At 68.1% G+C, this 17,168-nt stretch carries 8 protein-coding genes; 6 read left to right on the top strand and 2 right to left on the bottom strand.

Features of this window, described 5'->3' with window-relative positions:
* Positions 1-16 precede the first annotated feature (16 nt).
* Positions 17-1,816 carry a BTAD domain-containing putative transcriptional regulator gene (locus tag AB0P21_RS25995; protein ID WP_363699789.1) on the bottom strand — a complete coding sequence of 600 codons (1,800 nt, stop codon included), beginning with the start codon at positions 1,814-1,816 and terminating at the stop codon, positions 17-19.
* A 119-nt stretch (positions 1,817-1,935) separates the two neighbouring features.
* Positions 1,936-2,763: a methyltransferase domain-containing protein gene (locus tag AB0P21_RS25990; protein WP_363699788.1), complete on the bottom strand. Its 828-nt coding sequence runs from the start codon at positions 2,761-2,763 to the stop codon at positions 1,936-1,938.
* Between the two features lie 207 nt (positions 2,764-2,970).
* Here AB0P21_RS25990 and AB0P21_RS25985 point away from each other — a divergent pair, with 207 nt between their 5' ends.
* Genes AB0P21_RS25985 through AB0P21_RS25960 form a run of 6 tightly spaced genes read left to right on the top strand, consistent with a single transcriptional unit; the run spans position 2,971 to position 17,034 of the window.
* Positions 2,971-6,600, top strand: coding sequence for a DUF4132 domain-containing protein (locus AB0P21_RS25985; protein WP_363699787.1), 3,630 nt, complete (start codon positions 2,971-2,973; stop codon positions 6,598-6,600).
* On the top strand, positions 6,591-10,283 hold the full coding sequence (locus AB0P21_RS25980; RefSeq protein ID WP_363699786.1) for a DUF4132 domain-containing protein: 3,693 nt from the start codon (positions 6,591-6,593) through the stop codon (positions 10,281-10,283). Before AB0P21_RS25985 ends, AB0P21_RS25980 begins: the two co-directional genes overlap by 10 nt.
* Complete coding sequence (locus tag AB0P21_RS25975; protein ID WP_363699785.1) at positions 10,283-11,377, top strand: AAA family ATPase; 1,095 nt, start codon at positions 10,283-10,285, stop codon at positions 11,375-11,377. Before AB0P21_RS25980 ends, AB0P21_RS25975 begins: the two co-directional genes overlap by 1 nt.
* The gene (locus AB0P21_RS25970; protein WP_363699784.1) at positions 11,298-13,793 is read left to right on the top strand and encodes a DUF5682 family protein; all 2,496 of its coding nucleotides are present in this window, start codon (positions 11,298-11,300) and stop codon (positions 13,791-13,793) included. Before AB0P21_RS25975 ends, AB0P21_RS25970 begins: the two co-directional genes overlap by 80 nt.
* Positions 13,790-14,983, top strand: coding sequence for a VWA domain-containing protein (locus AB0P21_RS25965; protein ID WP_363699783.1), 1,194 nt, complete (start codon positions 13,790-13,792; stop codon positions 14,981-14,983). The genes AB0P21_RS25970 and AB0P21_RS25965 overlap by 4 nt, the downstream gene beginning before the upstream one ends.
* Positions 14,980-17,034 (top strand): hypothetical protein, encoded by a 2,055-nt coding sequence (locus AB0P21_RS25960; RefSeq protein ID WP_363699782.1) that lies wholly within the window; start codon positions 14,980-14,982, stop codon positions 17,032-17,034. Before AB0P21_RS25965 ends, AB0P21_RS25960 begins: the two co-directional genes overlap by 4 nt.
* The last annotated feature ends 134 nt before the right edge of the window (positions 17,035-17,168 follow it).

Below are 17,168 nucleotides of genomic sequence, written 5' to 3'. Positions count from 1 at the left end.
CGGCCAGCGCCGGCGATTAGGAGGTCTGAACGAGAGCGGTCAGCGCTGGGTTGTCGATCCCAGCGCTGAGCAGCCGCGCCGAGGCGGCTGCCGACGAGTCACCGAGTCGTGCCTGGTGCAGCTTGGCCCGGACCATCAGCTCGCGCATGTCGCAGCGGGCTGCCAGCGCGGCCAGTTGCGTCACGAGTGGTCTCGCCCGCTCCTCGTCGTCACGCCCCAGCGCCGCAGTACTGGCGGCGTCGAGGATGTGGGCGTGCACCCACTGGTAGCGATCGGGTTCGCGGCTGGCTCGGCTCGCGGCTTGCGTCAGCCACTCGGAGGCCTCCCCGTGCTCGCCCCGACCCGTGCTGAGCAGGGCCAGGCCGCGGCCCGCCATCCCTTCCCAGCAAGGATCGTTGAGCTGGCAGCCGAGCACCCAGGCCTGCTCGAAACCATCGGCGGCGGCGTCGAGATCACCGGCGTACAGGTCGAGTTCGGCGTTGAGCGCCTGCGGCCAAGGCAGGAAGGCGATCCAGCGTTCCCGCCGGACCAGGTCGAGCGACTCGCGAACGATCGACGCCGCCTGGCTGTACTCCGCCCGGAGCAGATGCGCCCGCCCCATGATCGACAGCGACCACGCCTGTTGCCGCCGATCGCCGCAACGCGCGGCCGACTCGACCGACTCGCCCAAGTGCTCGAACGCCGCCGGATAGTCGCCCTGGTCCGACGAGTTCATTCCCCTTACGCCGAGGATCGCCGCATGCTCCTCGTCGGTTTCGGCCAGCGCCTGCGCCTTGGCCAGCCAGCTGTTCGCCGTCTGCCGTCGCCCGGCCTGTACTTCGACGAAGCCGAGCTCCCGATGCGCCGACACCGCAGTACGCCGATCGCCCGACTGCTCGGCGACCAGGATCGCCTCGTGCAGGACGATCGCGCCCTCCTCGTCGCGGCCGCGAATGGCGTGCACGAGCGCACCGCCCAAGGCCGCGAGAGCGCGACCTCGCAGTTCTGGGTCGTGGCAGTGCTCGGCCTCAGAGACCGCTCTCCGCAGACACTGCAGGCCGGCATCGACCGCCCCGGCGACGATCGCTGCCCGCCCGGCCTCCAGCTGACTTGCGGCTGCTGCCCGGCCACCCAGCGCCGGACCGACAGTCGAGCCGGGGCCGACCTCGGAGGCTTCCCTGAGGGCGGGGGAGGGCTCGATCCCCAGTTCACGCCGCAACAGGTCTTCGCAGACAGCGACCTGCCGGAGCGCGGCTGTCCGGCTCCCCGAGATCGCGAGGCTGCGGACCAGCAGTTCGTGGTTGCCTTGCTCCAATGGGTTCAGCGCGACAGCTTTGGAGGCATAGGCGACTGCCTCGGGTGCCCGGCCTCCCGCCACCAGCGACACCGCGGTTTCGCGCAGCCTGCCCTCGATGGCGGCTGAGAGGCGGTGCCGCTCGACCAGCAACCAGGACTCGAACTCCGGGCAGAACGCTAGCTCCACGCCTTCGAGCAACTCACCACTGAGCTCCAGTAGCGGCTCGGGATCAGCGGAGTCTTCCGTGACGATCAGGACGTCCACCGAGGTGCCCTGGCCGAGCGTGATGGTCAGTGGGTCGCCGGTGATGACGTCCCCGTCCCCCAACGCTCGCCGCAGCTCGGCCAGCGACCAACGCAAGGCACCCAGTGGGTCGTCGGCGTCGGCGAACAGGAGCTCCGCCAACCGCTTGCGGCTCGGCGGGCGGTCCGCGAGCAGGAGGTAGGCCAGCAGCGCCCAGGTCTTGCGTCCCCGCGGCGGCCGGGCCGGCGCACCCGCCTGTTCGATCGACGGCGACCCCAACAGCCTGATCTTGCTCATCTCTGTCCCCCTCCCCAGTCACAGTGTGGCGCACCGGCCGCCCCCGGGCGACTGCCCAGCCGATGCGCCCCACCCACCTACCGCGTAGGCGCCGCGTCGCCGCTACCGCGGTTGTCCTGTCAGCGCCGGATGCCGACTGCTTCCAGGTACTCCGCGTGCGCCGCGACCGTGCCGTCGTCGGCTTGGTTGAAGCCGCGCGGTACCTCGGCCAGGTCGGCCGCGAAGGCAGCCAGGTCCTGGTCGGACAGGGTCCCCGCGAGGCGGGTGATCGGGCCGTAGTACTGGCGGAACCAGTCGGAGAAGTGCTCCGGCGAGTGGTACCTGAACACGTACTCCCGCTTCGTGAGCCCCACCCACTCCACCCGGTCACCGAAGAGGCTCGACAGGTGCTCCTGGTCGCCCCACAGAGTGGCCGGCTTCACCCCGGCCGGCGGCGGCGCCCACTTGCCGACCGTGCGGAACAGGTCGCCGATCATCCCCGTCGGCGTCCAGCTGGCCAGCGCGATCTTGCCACCGGGCTTGGTCACCCGGACCAGCTCGTCCGCGGCGCGCTGGTGATCCGGCGCGAACATCACCCCGACGGTGCTACCGACCAAGTCGAACGCAGCATCCGGCACCGGCAGCTTCTCGGCGTCACCTTCCAGGAAGGTGACATCCAGGTGCTCGGCCGCAGCCCGCTCCCGGCCCTGCTCCAGCAGGTTGACCGCGTAGTCGACACCGGTCGCCGTGGCGAACCGTCGTGCCGCCGCGAGCGCCACATTGCCTTGTCCACAAGCAACATCCAGCACTGCCTGGCCGGCCCGCACATCCGCCGCCTCGACGAGCAGCTCGGCGATGATCTGCAGCGTGTTGCCGACCCGCGGGTAGTCCCCGGTCTCCCACCCCGCCCGCTGCTTGGCCTTGATCGCCTCGAAATCGATCGCCGTACCCGTCAGTTCCGTACTCATACTTTCCCCCTACCAAGACGTGCGCCCCCCAGCGGCGCCACCGCTGTCCGCGGTGCCTGATCATCAGATCGCGCCGCCGTGTGACGGGCCGTGTGACGCTCCAGGTGACCCTGCGGGCAAGGACGATCACAGAATTGTCGGCCGCCCCTGGTACTTCTTTCCTTGCCAGTCCCGCGATGGGAAGGCGGCACAGGGGAGGGAGCTGGGATGAGCGAGACCGGTGGGGGCGCCGCGGTGGTACCGGACGCATGGCTGGAAGCCTTTCAGGCGCATCTGGCGCCCTTGGATCAGGGCGGGCCCGGCGTTGCCCAAGCAGTGCAGAGCTATGTCCTGACCGGCGAGCCGGCGACGGCGGTCACGCTGCTGGAGAAGGCGGCGCAGACAGACGCGCTGCTCGGCCTGTGGAATCCCGGCGGCCCACCCGCGCGGTCCGTCCCGGGCACCCACCATCCGTTGGTTGCCCACGTGCGCGAGCTCCCTGCCGACGTGATGTGCCGGTGGGCGTTCATCGTCGATTTGCTGCGGTACTCGGCTGCGTGGAATCCGATCACCTTCGAGGATGTCGGCCGGGCGAGCATGGCCGAGGCTCTGCTGACTCAGCTGACCAGGCTCGACCGACGCCCGGCGAAGGAGCTGCCGCTCGATCACGAGGTGCTCGAGCGGGTCCTGTGGTGCACCGGGGCGAAGCCCTCTGACCTGCTGGTGGCGGCGTTCCGGCCGATCGAGGCCTACGACCCGGACAGTTGCCGGGCGATGATCCGGGACCTTCCCGGCTACGAGGAGGCGGTGGCCCGGCACACGGCGGTGCTACGGACCGATCTGATCGAGGGGAACGCCGCGCGCCGGCTCGTCGGTCTGGAGATGCTGGCGCACGTCGGCACCGAAGTACTTCGTCCGTTCGCGCCCGAGCTGGTCGTGCTGGCGACGTCGTCGAGCAAGCAGGTCCGGGCCAGGGCCAAGCGTCAATACCTGCGAGTGGTGGAGCTCGAGGAGTTGAAGTCACTTGCGGTCGAGGGGGCTCCCGAGCAGCGGCTGCACGCATTGGAGCTGCTCTGGACGCTGGCCGACGAGGCTGACCAACTGTGGGCTCGTGAGGTGGCAGCCGCTGACCGGTCCGCCAAGGTGCGTGCGCTCGTCGCCGACTGGGACCGCGAAGCCGACCCGGCGCAGAGTGATGCGACAGAGGTCGAACTGCCGGTGATCGACTGGCAGGTGCCGATCACCGATGAGTTGCTGGCGGCCGTGCGCGCGTTCCAGGTCGACGTGAATGCCGCGCTGGAGTTGGCGGAGCGCGAGGACGCCGCCGATGTCGCGCGGGCGCTGGCTGTAGGGCATCCGCGTCTCTACCGGGGCTCGTTCCAGCCCCTGACGTCGGATGATTTGGACGGGCTGGTTGAGGCTCTTGGCGCAGGTCCGCCGCCGGCGGGCTCCGAGGCTGTCTATGGAGGCAAGGCGCTCGTCATCAACAGGCTGCTGAGGTCGGGACCGCTGATGGAGGAGCTGAGCCCTGCGGGGCTCACGATCGTGCTGAATCACTTCGGCCTGCTGATCGACCGCCGCGACGGGCTGCGGTCGGTCGACGTCTATGAGGAGAGTCATCGCCGGACCGGCCGTCCGACCCTGCTGGAGCTGTCGACGATCCTGGACCAGCTGGGCCTGGACGGTCCGGAGCTGGTGTTCGGCCAGTACCGGATCGCCAACGGTTGGGGGAAGCCGCTGGGTGTCTCCTGGCCCGCAGAGGACGTCGAGCCCTTCGTCCGCGCGAACCTTGCCCTAGTCCTGACCGGGGTGCCGATCGTTCACAGCTACCTGGACCGCAACAACCCGCTCCGTGCCTACCAAGCGTTGAGAACGCTGTCGCCGATGCCGGCCGCCGTGGTCGAGAAGCTGTTCGCACTGGCGCTGGGAAGTCGCGCGGTCGACCACCTGCCGGCGCAGGAGACTCTCGCCGAGCTGCCGGGCCTGGTCGGCCGCGTCGCTGCCGCACTGACAGACGGCAAAGGCGACGTCCGTACTACGGCCGCGCAGTGGCTGGGGCGGCTGGGAGATCCAGCGGCGGTGCCGGCGCTGGAGATCGCAGTACTGCGGGAGAGGCAGGACGTCACCAAAGGCGCTTTGTTGGATGCGTTGACCAGCCTCGGGCAGCCGATCGAGAAGTTCCTCGGTCGCGAGGCGATGGTCGAGCAGGCGATGACTGCCGCGGGCAAGGCGCTGCCCAAGAGCATTGACTGGCTGGGGTGGGAGACGGTGCCGTCGGTGCGATGGGCCGACTCCGGTGAGCCGGTGCCGGTCGAGGTGCTGAAATGGCTGGTCGGCCAAGCAGTGAAGGCGAAGACGCCGGAGCCGAACGTGATGGTGCAGAAGTACTGTGCGTTTCTCGACAGGTCGGATCGCGAGGCCTTTGCCCAGCAGTTGCTCGAAGGCTGGCTGGCCGAGGACCTGGTTCCGAACAGCCCTGAAAGAGCACTCGAGCTGGCCGGGGAGGCCGCGGAGTACGAGGCGTCTCATGTGAGTGCGGCGCGGGTCCAGGAGCTGACCGCGGAGTATCTGCCGTATTTCAGCGAGCAGCCTGGTGGCTCAGCGATCGGGTCGAAGGGGCTGTTGGCGATCGTCGCAGCGTGCGGTGGGGCGGGGATCGCAGGGCCGACCGGCGCCTATTTGAAGGAGTGGTACGGGCAGCGAGCCGCGCAGGGCAAGGCGCTGATCGGGATGCTGGGCTGGGTCGAGCACCCGGCCGCGACGCAGTTGATGTTGTCGATCGGTGCGCGGTTCCGGACCAAGAGCTTCCAGGAGGAGGCGACCAAGCAGGCGCTGGCGCTGGCCGAGCGTAAAGGCTGGTCCGTCGAGGAGCTGGCGGACCGGACGATCCCGACCGCCGGCCTCGACGAAGGCGGCGTGCTGGAGTTGAGCTACGGCGAGCGAGACTTCCGCGGCGTACTCCGGCCCGACCTGACGATCGAGGTGAGGTCGCCGGACGGTCAGCGGCTCGCTGGGTTGCCGGCGTGCAGGAAGTCGGACGACGAGGAGGACGTCACGGCGGCCAAGAAGTCGTTGACGTCGGCAAAGAAGGAACTGAAGGCGATCGTCAAGCTGCAGGGCGAGCGGCTGTACGAAGCGCTCTGCACGCAACGGACCTGGCCGGTCGACGACTGGCAGCGCTACCTCAACGGACATCCGGTGGTCCGGCATCTCACCCAGCGACTGGCATGGGTGGCGACGACGGCGGAGAGCGTGACGGTGTTCCGGCCGCTGGACGACGGCACCTTCACCGACGTCGACGACAACGAGGTCGAGCTCGCGGCCGATGCCGTCATCGCTGTCGCGCACGACAGTCTGCTCAACCCGGCGATCGTCGAAGCGTGGCAGGCGCATCTGGACGACTACGAGATCGCTCCGCTGTTCCAGCAGTTCGGGAAGGGCAGCTACCTGCTGCCGGAGGAGTTGTCGGCGGAAACCGAGTTGACGGACTTCCAGGGGCACCTGCTGGAGGCGTTCGCGTTGCGGGGGAGGGCGGGCAAGCTCGGCTACACCCGGAGCCAAGGTGAAGACTCGGCGACGTTCCGGCACTACCTGAAGACCTTCCCGACCTTGGGGCTGACGGCTGTGGTTTCCTTCACCGGCAACCAGTTGCCGGAGCAGAACAGGATCGTTGCGCTGACCACCCTGTCGTTCGAGCGGCGCGAGCCCGATGGCGCGACCTCGAGAGCGCGTCTTGGCGACGTACCGGTGGTGCTGTTGTCGGAGGTCTACGGCGATCTCCGCCTGATGGCTGCTGATGGGACCGGGTTCGACCCGGATTGGAAACGAAAGAGTGAGGTGGCTGGGGAATGGGTGTAATCGGTCGACTGCTGGGGCGCCTGGGGGACAGCGTTGCGGGCGGAGCCGGCGACGGCACTGGCAGCGGTGCTGCTGCCGGGGTCGGCGCTGGCAACGGTGCTGCCGGGGCCGGCTCGGGGGTGTCCGCGGAGTGGCGGAAGGCGCTGCGGGTGGTGCTCAAGCGACTCGACGGTGGGCCGGTGACCATCTCTTCCGCGGTCGAGAGCTACCTGTTGACCGGTGAGCCCGACTCGGCGCTGGCGATGGTGGTCGGCAACACCGATGCGCACGAGGCGTTGCGGCTCTGGGGACACACCGACCGGACGACGCTCGAGGATGCGGACCGGAAGCTCTGGAACGGGCTGAGGACGCTGCCGCCCGCGGTGCTTCTTCGGTTGGCCCGGCTGATCGAGAGCGTGACGCGAGCAGGTTCGCCGAGGTTCTTCAACTTGGATCCGGTCGGCGGGGCGCCGCTGGCGGAGGCTCTGCTGATCTACCTGACCGCGGTCGGTGGTGGGGTGTCGCATGCGGTGCGGCAGGCGTTGCCGTTCGACCACGCGACGATGGAGGCGATGCTGGCCGAGGCGGGTGCCGATCGGTCTGACCTGCTGGTGGCGGCCTTCCGGCCCAGCCAGTCGTGGGGTGCGAGCAACGCCCGGTCCTCGGTGCGTCTGCTGAACGGTTTCGGGCCGGCTGTTGTCCGGCATGCCGAGGTACTGCGGCCGCTGGTCGGCGTTCGCGGGGTCGAGAACCAGTTGCTGGTGCTGGAGTTGCTGCCGCAGCTCACTGCGGAGGAGCTGAGCTTGTTCGCCACCGAGGTTGCCGAGCTGGCCACGTCGACCAGCAGTCAGGTTCGCTCCAAGGCGACTTCACTGGTGGCGAAGATCGATGCGGTCGAGCCGCTGAAGGTCATCGCGAGCGAGGGCAAGCCGGAGGAACGGCTGAACGCCCTGCAACTGCTGTGGTCGGGTGCCGATACCGCAGTACGGGACTGGGCACGTGAGCACGCCGCGGCAGACCGGGCGCCGAAGGTCAGAGCACTGCTGGAGGAGTGGGACAGGTCCGCGGCCGGCCCGGAACAGCCTGCAGTGGTCATCGAGAAGCCGGTGATCGACTGGACCGTGCCGCTGACCGACGAGCTGGTCACCACGGTGCAGACGGGGTGGCAGAGCCTGGCCCAGCAGATCGAGCAGCTGTACAGGAATCGTGGTTTGGTCCAGCTCGAAGGCCCGGTGAAGCTGATCGAGGCGCTGCGCGCGGGCTCGCCGCCGGCGCTGGTCAAGACCGGGTCGAAGGCCGCGCCGTTCATGTTCGGCGACCGGATCACCAGCAGCTTCCCGCTGTCCGAGCTCGGCCTGGCCGGGGCGACGATCCTGCTGAACCAGCTCGGTGTGCTGACCGACCACAGCAACAACCTGAGCGACCCGGCCTGCCTGGTCTACAACACTTTGCGCGCGCAGACGGGCAAGCCGTCCCTGCTGGAGATCTCGACCGCTCTGGACGCGCTCGGCCTCGACGGCCCGACGCTGGTCTTCGATCGGTACTGCCGGGCCTGGGGTGTCGAGCTGGGCCGAAGCTGGCCGGATGAGGACGTCGCTCCGTTCGTCCAGGCCAACCTGCCGATCGTCAGCGAGGCGCTGACGGCGCCGCAACGAGCCTTCTATCACAGTGACGACGCGCCCTATCGGGCATTGGCGACGTTGCCCGGCCTGCCCCCAGCGGTGGTCGACGTACTTGTCGGTGTGGCGCTGGGCAGTCGCAAGGCGACCCGCCGACCGGCGCAGGACGCCCTCACCAAGGTGCCGGGGATCGGTGAGCGCGCGGCTGCTGGCCTCAAGGACGGCAAGGCGGATGTCCGTACGGTGGCGGCGCAGTGGCTGGCGCGATTGGGGGATCCGGCGGCGGTGCCGGCGTTGGAGGCCGCAGTACGGCGGGAGAAGCAGGATGTCCCGCAGGGCGCATTACTGGATGCGTTGGAGACTCTCGGGCAGCCGGTGGAGAAGTATCTCGACCGGGACGGGATGACCACTCAGGCCGCGGCCGCACTGGCCAAGGGGTTGCCGAAGGAGCTCGACTGGTTGCAGTGGGAACTGGTACCGGCCGTGCGCTGGGCCGACTCGGGTGAGCCGGTGCCGGTCAACGTACTGAAGTGGTTTGCCGTGCAGGCGGTGAAGGCCAAGTCGCCCGAGCCGAATGCGATGCTGCGCAAGTACTGCTCGATGCTCGAACCGGTGGACCGGGAAGCGTTCGGTCAGTATCTGCTGGAGGGCTGGCTCGCTGCCGACCTTCGCCCCGTGACGTTGGAAGAGGCTCATGCCAAAGCGCAGCAGGAGGCCTCCCAGAAGCTGCACTACCTGGCGACGTACCCGCAGCACTACGCCAACGATCCGGCGATCGGGAAGAGTCTCGAACAGCTGACGGCCGAGGCGCTGCCGTGGTTCGCGGGTCAGCCGGCCGGTTCCGCGATCGGGTCCAAGGGGCTGCTGGCGCTGGTCGCGAGTTGCGCGCGGGAGGGAGCTGCCGATCCGGTGGCCCGGTATCTGAAGGAGTGGTACGGGCAGCGGGCGCCGCAGGGCAAGGCGCTGATCGGGATGCTGGGGTGGATCGACCACCCGAGCGCGACGCAGCTGATGCTGTCGATCGGTGCGCGGTTCCGGACGAAGAGCTTCCAGGAGGAGGCCACCAAACAAGCCGGCGCGCTGGCCGAGCGGAAGGGCTGGTCGGTCGGCGAGTTGGCGGACCGGACGATCCCGACGGCAGGGTTCGACGAGTCCGGGGTGATCGAGTTGAGCTACGGCGAGCGGGTGTTCACCCCAGTACTGCGGCCGGAGCTGACGATCGAGCTCAGATCGCCCGAGGGCAAGAAGATCGCCTCGCTGCCCGCACCTCGGCAGTCGGAGGACGAAGCGGTCGTGAAGGCGGCCAAGAAGGTGTTGACGACCGCCAAGAAGGAACTGAAGGCGATCGTCCAGCTGCAGACCCAACGGCTGTACGAGGCGCTCTGCACCGAGCGCACCTGGTCGTACGACGACTGGGAGACGTACCTCAACCAGCACCCGGTCGTCCGGCACCTGACCCGGCGGCTCGCCTGGGTGGCGACGACGGCCGACGACACGACCGTGTTCCGGCCGTTGGACGACGGGACGCTGACCGATGTCGACGACAACGAGGTGAAGCTACCTGCGGATGCGGTGATCGCTGTCGCGCACGACAGCTTGCTGGACCAGGAGGTCGTTCAGGCGTGGCAGGAGCACCTGGCCGACTACGAGGTCAACTCGCTGTTCCAGCAGTTCGGCAAGGGCACCTTCGTCCTGCCGGAGAAGTCGTCGGCGGGGTCCGAGTTGCGGGACTTCAACGGCCATCTGCTGGAGGCCTTCGCCTTGCGGGGCAGGGCAGGCAAGCTCGGGTACACGCGCGGCGCGGCTCAGGACGCCGGCTGGTTCTACGAGTACGAGAAGCGGTTCCCGACGTTGGGCCTGACCGCTGTGGTCACGTTCACCGGGAATCCGTTGCCGGAGACCAACCGGACCGTCGCGCTGAACTCGCTGTCGTTCCTGAAGACCTCGCCGGGCGGCCAACCAGCCGGCGTCCAGCTGAGCGACGTACCGAAGGTGTTGCTGTCGGAGGCCTACAACGACCTGCGGCTGATGGCGTCCGACGGCACCGGCTTCGACCCCGACTGGGAACGGAAGAGTGAGTACTGATGGACGCCACCGGCATCCTCCGCGCGCCGGCCGAGCAGGTGTACGCCGATGAGCTCACCCGGCTGATCGCGACCGACCGGCACCCGAAGCCGGCCGGCTGGCAACTGTCGCCACGCGCGGTCCGCACCTTCGTCCTCGGCGACGAGCAACTGGAGGTGCGGAAGAAGTTCTACGGCGACGACGCACTCGTCGACCGCTGTGTCGTCACACTGATGAGCAACCGCGGCCTGCTACTCGTCGGCGAGCCCGGTACTGCGAAGTCGATGCTGTCCGAGTTGCTGGCGGCAGCGATCGGCGGCAGCTCGACCTGCACGGTGCAGGGCACGTCGGGCACGACCGAGGACCAGATCACCTACTCGTGGAACTACGCGCTGCTGCTCGCCGAGGGACCGTCGCAGCGGGCCCTGGTGAAGGGACCGATGTACCAGGCGATCGAGCAGGGTCTGGTCTGCCGGTTCGAGGAGGTCACCCGGGTGCAGCCCGAGATCCAGGACGTGCTGATCGGGTTGCTGTCGGACAAGGTCGTGCACGTGCCGGAGTTGGCCGGGGCGGAGGCGACCGTGTTCGCCAACCATGGGTTCAACGTGCTGGCGACCGCCAACCTGCGCGATCGTGGCGTGCACGAGATGTCCAGCGCGCTGAAGCGCCGGTTCAACTTCGAGACGGTCCGGCCGATCTCGGACCGGCGGCTGGAGGCGCGGCTGATCAGGGAGCAGACGGCCGCGTTGCTGGAGCGGTCCGGGGTGGCGACGCGGATGCAGCAGGATGTCGTCGAGTTGCTGGTCACCGCCTTCCACGATCTGCGCGACGGGGTGACGGCGGAGGGCATGGTGGTCGAGAAGACCAGCGCGGTGATGTCCTCGGCCGAGGCTGTCGCTGTCGGTTACGCGGCCACGCTCGACGCGCACTACTTCGACGGCGGTGATGTCGGGGGCGATCACATCGCGCGCCAGTTGATCGGGACCGTGCTGAAGGACAACCCGGACGACGGGAAGAAGCTGCGGCACTACTTCGATGTCGTGGTCAAGGAGCGCTCCCGGCGCGATCAGCAATGGCGACGGGTCCTGGATGCCCGCCGAGAACTCGATCGCTGAGGTCCCGATGAGCGAGGAGTTGCTGACCACCGCCGCGGTGCGGCGGTTGGCGGGGGAGTTGGTGAGCGACGAGCTGGTCGTGATGCCTGTGCGGCATCACAGTCCGGCGTGCGCGTTGCAGGTGCGGCAGGTGATCGCCGAGCGGCGGCCGAGCGTCGTACTGGTGGAGGGGCCGCGTGGGTTCGATGGGTTGATTCCGCTGCTCACCCATGCCGAGGCACGGATGCCATTGGCCGTCTATACCTACGCTCACCGGGGAGCCGGTGAGGAGCAGGCACGGTGGTCCGCCTACTACCCCTTCTGTGACTACTCACCTGAGCTGGTGGCTCTCAAAGCTGCCGCAGAGCAAGGGATTCCGGCTCGCTTCATCGACTTGGACCTCGCCGAGCAGCAGCCTCAGGACGAGGCCGGTTCGCTGCTGGAAGAGCACCACTTCCGGCACAGCGCATCCCTTCGGTTACTGACCGAGCGATTGGGGTGCCGGGACGTCGAGGATCTGTGGGAGTTGCTCTTCGAGGCAGACGCCGGGAGCGCCAGCACGGACGAGCACGTGGCGCGAGTGGCGGCGTACTGCGCCCTGGCGCGCGCCGACTACTCGGCAGAGGATCTCGCGGCGGACGGTACGGCGGCGCGGGAAGCGGAGATGGTCTGGCATATTCGCGCAGCCCTTGCTGAGCGAGTGCCTGGCGACGGCCCGATTCTCGTTGTCCTGGGTGGATTCCACGCGGTCGCCATTCCAGCCCTGCTCGCCGACCCACCGGCGAGACCGGAACTGCCGACCGACGGCATCACCGGGGACTCAGCCCTGATCAGGTTCTCCTTCGAGCGGCTGGAGCGCCTCAACGGGTACGCCGCGGGCATGACCTCCCCGGCCTGGCACCAGCACCTCTGGGAAGGTCTCGTCGGCGGACCCACCGACGAGGAACCACGAACCGCGGCGCTGCTCACCGCGTTGCTCGACATCTCCCGCGACCTCCGCGTCGACCAGCAACTCCCGCTTTCGGTCGCCTCGGTGGCAGCAGCATTCGAGCAGGCGCTGCAACTGGCCGAGCTTCGCAATCATCCGGCTCCACTGCGCAGCGATCTCCTCGATGCCGTCACCAGTTGTTTCGTCAAAGGCGACATCGACATCGAGGGTCTGCGGATCAGCGCAGCCTGCCGCCGGATTCTCACCGGCGACGCGATCGGCACGGTCCCGCCAGGAACCGGTACGCCGCCACTCGTGCACGACGCCTTCGAGCGGCTGCACCGGCAGCGACTCAAGGTTGATTCGGCTGGTCGGCAGACGACCAGCCTCGACATCTACCGCAGTGCTGCCCATCGCGAGACCAGCCGGCTCCTGCACGGGCTGAGTCTGCTGAGCGTCCCGTTCGCGACGAAGGTGGCGGGGCCTGATTTCGTGCGGGGCTTCGGTCTCGGCCGGCTGCAGGAGCGCTGGGACTATGGCTGGTCTCCGTTGACCGAGGGCGCCTTGGTGGAGGCGTCGGTCTACGGCTCGACGCTGCCGGCCGCGGTGTTGGCCAAGTTCTCGAGGGTACTGGCGGAGCATCGTGACTCGAGTCGGCGGTCGGACGCCATCGCGGCCGTTGCGCTGCTCTCCCAGGCGTGTGTGCTCGGGTTGCAGACGGAGGTTCCGAAGACGCTCGACCTGGTTCGGTCGACGATCGTCGAGGATGCGTCCTTCACCAACGTGGCGACTGCGACGACCCGGCTCGCGCTGCTCTGGGAGGCGCGTGAACCGCTCGAAGCGCGGCTGGTCGACGATCTGCCCGTGCTGCTGCGGGCGGCGTACGGGCGGGGGATTTATCTGGGGCGTGAGCTGCAAGGCGGTCGGGAGGACGAGGCGGCGGAGATCGTCAATGCGCTGGTGCAGTTCCGGGAGTTGATCGCGAGCCAGGCGGGTGCGGAACTCGATGGGGACCTCTATTGGGAGCTGATCGCGCGACTGCACACGGAGTACGACGTACCGCTGGTGCGGGGTGCCGCGACTGGACTGTTGTACTCCGCCGGGCGGATCGGGTCGGGGGAGTTGGTCGAGCGGGTCTCGGGGCACCTGGCCGGGGGAGTGGCGCCGACGGAGGCGGTTGGCTTCCTGACTGGGCTCCTCATCACGGCGCGGGAGACAGCCTGGCAAGAGAACGAGTTGCTGGCCGGGCTGGATCGGCGGCTGGCGGAGTGGAAGGAAGAGACGTTCGTCGCGCATCTGCCGGAGTTGCGGCTCGCCTTCGCGGATCTGACGCCGATGGAGACCGATCGAGTCGCGTCGGCGGTGGCAAAACTGCACGGTCGCAGCGATCTCGGCTCGTTGGTGCAGCGGAACGTGAGTGACTCGGAGGTTCAGCACAACCTTGAGATCTCGGTGCAGGTCGCGGCGCTGCTGGCCCGCGACGGCCTTGCGGCCTGGAGTGAATCATGAGTCAGGTCGAGCGCTGGCGACTGGTGCTTGGCCGGTACGCCGAACAGCAACTGGGGTCGCCGAAGGCCGGGAGCCATCAGGCGCGGATGGACGCGGCGCTGGAGTATCTGTACCGGCGGGAGTACAGCGGGCGCGGTGTACGGCCGGGTGAGGGAGACGGCATTGGGCCGGGAGGAGGAGCGGACGGCCAAGGTCCTGGCGGTCAGGGCGCGGATGGTCAAGGCGGCGGCCGTCAGGGTGGCCTCGGGGATTCCGTTCTGACGTTGGTCGACTGGCTCGGCGAGGTTCGTGAGTTGTTCCCGCGCAGGACCGCCGAGATCGTGGAGAAGCACGCGCTCGACCGCTACGGGCTGACCGAGCTGGTCACCGATCCGCGCGCGCTCGAACGCCTCGAGCCCAACGAGCAACTGCTCAAAACCTTGCTGGCGCTGAAAGGGCGGCTGAGTCCCGAGGTGCTGGTCATCGCCCGCCGGATCATCCAGCAGGTGGTCGACGAGCTGCGCCGCAAGCTCGAAGGGGAGGTTCGGCAGGCATTGTCCGGGCGGTTGAGCAGGCATCGGCACTCGCCGTTGCAGCTCACCGCGAATTTCGATGCCCTCGGCACCATTCGCCGCAACCTCAAGAACTACGACCCGGACAGCGGCAAGCTGATCCTGGAGCGGGTGCTGTTCTTCGAGCGCAACACCCGGCGGCTGCCCTGGGACATCATCGTCTGCGTCGACCAGAGCGGCAGCATGGCTGGTTCGGTGATCCACAGTGCGGTGATGGCGGGCATCCTGTCCGGGCTGCCGGCGTTCCGGGTCCGGCTGGTCTTGTTCGACACCAATGTGGTGGATCTGTCGGACATCACCGACGACCCGGTCGAGGTGCTGCTCAGCGTGCAACTCGGTGGCGGCACGGATATCGCCAAGGCAGTCCAGTACTGCGCTCAACTGGTGGAGAATCCGGCTCGGACGGTCTTCGTGCTCGTAACGGACTTCTTCGAGGGTGGCTCACCTGCCGAGCTGGTCCGGGCGGTCCGCGAACTGGCCGAGGCGCGCGTCACGATGCTCGGCCTGGCGGCGCTCGACGGCGAGGCGTTCCCGTCGTACGACAAGGCGATGGCGGGACGGCTGGCGGAGCACGACATGAAGATCGCTGCGCTCACTCCGGCCGAGCTCGCCAACTGGCTGGTCGAGGTGACGTCATGAGCCTGCGCACGGAACTGGTCGAGCAACTCAGCCGGTACGACGACGATGCCTGGGCGGCGCTGGCGAATCGCGGGCTGCTGCGGCGAGCGCGCAAGGATCTGACGGCTGTGCAGCCTGAGGTGATCGCGGACGAGCCGGCCGGTTTGGAGATCCAGGTCGGGTCGGCGCGGGTGAGGTTCGGCGCCGACGGTCCGGCTCGGGCGGTTTGTGACTGTGCCAGTTCGAGCGTCTGCCAGCACATCATCACCGCCGGCCTTTGGCTGCTGACAAGTCCGGCTGCACCTGAGTCGACACCTCCGGACAGCCCAGTCGCAGACGGACTAACAGCCGAACTCTTGGATTTTGATGTCGATCAGTTGGTGAAGCATGCGGGGCGGGCGGGGTTTCGGTGGGCGTTGCAGTACGTCGATGATCTCGACCTCGGCAGCGATGTGCGGGTGGAGAGCGGCCGCCAGTTCGTCCTCACGTTGACCAGCCCGCGGGTCACCTTCCGGTTCATGGGTGGCGGGTTGGCCGGGCTGGTGCCGGACAGCAAGCTCACGAATCTGGAGAAGTACCAGGTCGCTGCGGTGCTGGCGTTTCAGCGACTGTCCGGCGTCGGTCCACCGCCGGCGGAGCGGGTCGAGAAGCAGACCCCGCGTCAGCTGGCGGACAGCCGGGTGCGACTGCGAGCGGCGGTCAAGCAACTGCTGACCGACACGGTCAGGCTGGGGATCGCCCATGTGTCGGGATCGATCCATCAGCGCTACGAGACGCTGGCTGTCTGGGCGCAGGGCGCGGAGTACCACCGGCTGGCCCGTTCCCTGCGACGTCTGGCCGATCACGTCGAGCTCCTGCTCGACCGCTCCGCCCGTGCGGACGAACACCGACTGCTCGACGAATCAGCTCTCGTCTATGCCTTGGTCTGCGCACTCGATCAGGCGGAGCCGCCGCGGTTGGTGGGTCAGGCGCGCGGCCGGTACGACGTAGTACGCCGGATGGATGTGATCGGGCTCGGGGCTTATCCCTGGCGTGCCGCGTCGGGGTACCACGGGTTGACCGCGTTGTTCTGGTGGCCGGCGGAGAAGCAGTTCGTGGCGTGGACCGATGCGCGTCCGGATTCCATGCCTGCTTTCGATCCACGGGCCAGCTATCGCGGAGTCGCCGGTTGGGAGGGCCTCGCGTCACCGGCCGACGCGACCGGCGCCGACGTACGGCTCAGTGATGCGAAGCTCAGTCCGTCGGGGCGGTTGTCCGGCGCGGAGAGCACTCGTGCCGCCGCGGTAAAGCTCAGCGGAGAAGCGATTGCGGCCGGGCTTCCCGTGGTGACGCACTGGTCGGAGCTGGCTCGCCAACCGCGCAGCCTGCTTGACGAACCAGCGCCCCTCGCCGACTGGTCCGTACTACGCCCTGCCGCGTTCGGGCAGCCCGTATTCCACCCGAACCACCAGTCACTGTCGTGGGAGATTCTCGACCAGGAAGGCGAAACCCTCACCCTCGTCCTCCCGTACTCCGCCGAGAACGCGCACGCGATTCAGCGGATCGAGTCACTCACCGCCGACGACCTCGCACCCGGCACCCTGCTGGTCGCCCAGCTTCGTCCGACCCCCACTGGCCTGTCGGGCGAGCCGATGAGCTTGATCCACCCGGGTTGTCCGGCAGGCGAGGCGGTCGAGCCGCTCCACTTCAGTACCGCAAACCTCAGCCAGAAGAGGAAGTTCGCCTTCGGCAAGGTGAGGCAATCGGCAGGCGACGCACCGACGACAGGGGTGCGCACGGAGGACGATTTAACGGCTGCCTTGTTGCCGCCGGCTCTGGTGGAGCTGCGGGGGTGGCTGGTCAGGCAGGCCGAGCGGGGGGCCGGCGGCGGAGCCCAAGGCACCCTGGTCGCAGAGCTGGAATCCAGACACCAGCTCGTCCGGGCGGTGGGCTTCGGCATCTTCGGCAGCAGCGCAGCCGACAGCGCGCCGGCCGGGATCGACCCGGCGGTGGCGATTCTGCGGTCCTGCTACCTACTCCAGCAGGTTACCCAGGTACTGAGCCAACGTAACGCCTTCGTTGTCAAAGGTTGATATATCCACTGATCAGCGGATTTCGCGCAGATGTTGTCATGCGCACGCAAACTCTTGCCAACGTTGTCATCGCTACTTATAGTCCGAGAAACGTTTCCAACGGTGATCGATGCCCCGAGGCAAGTGAGACGGAG

The organism is Kribbella sp. NPDC056861 (assembly GCF_040687575.1).
Lineage (GTDB): Bacteria > Actinomycetota > Actinomycetes > Propionibacteriales > Kribbellaceae > Kribbella.
This window is presented reverse-complemented; position numbering and strand designations above follow the sequence as displayed.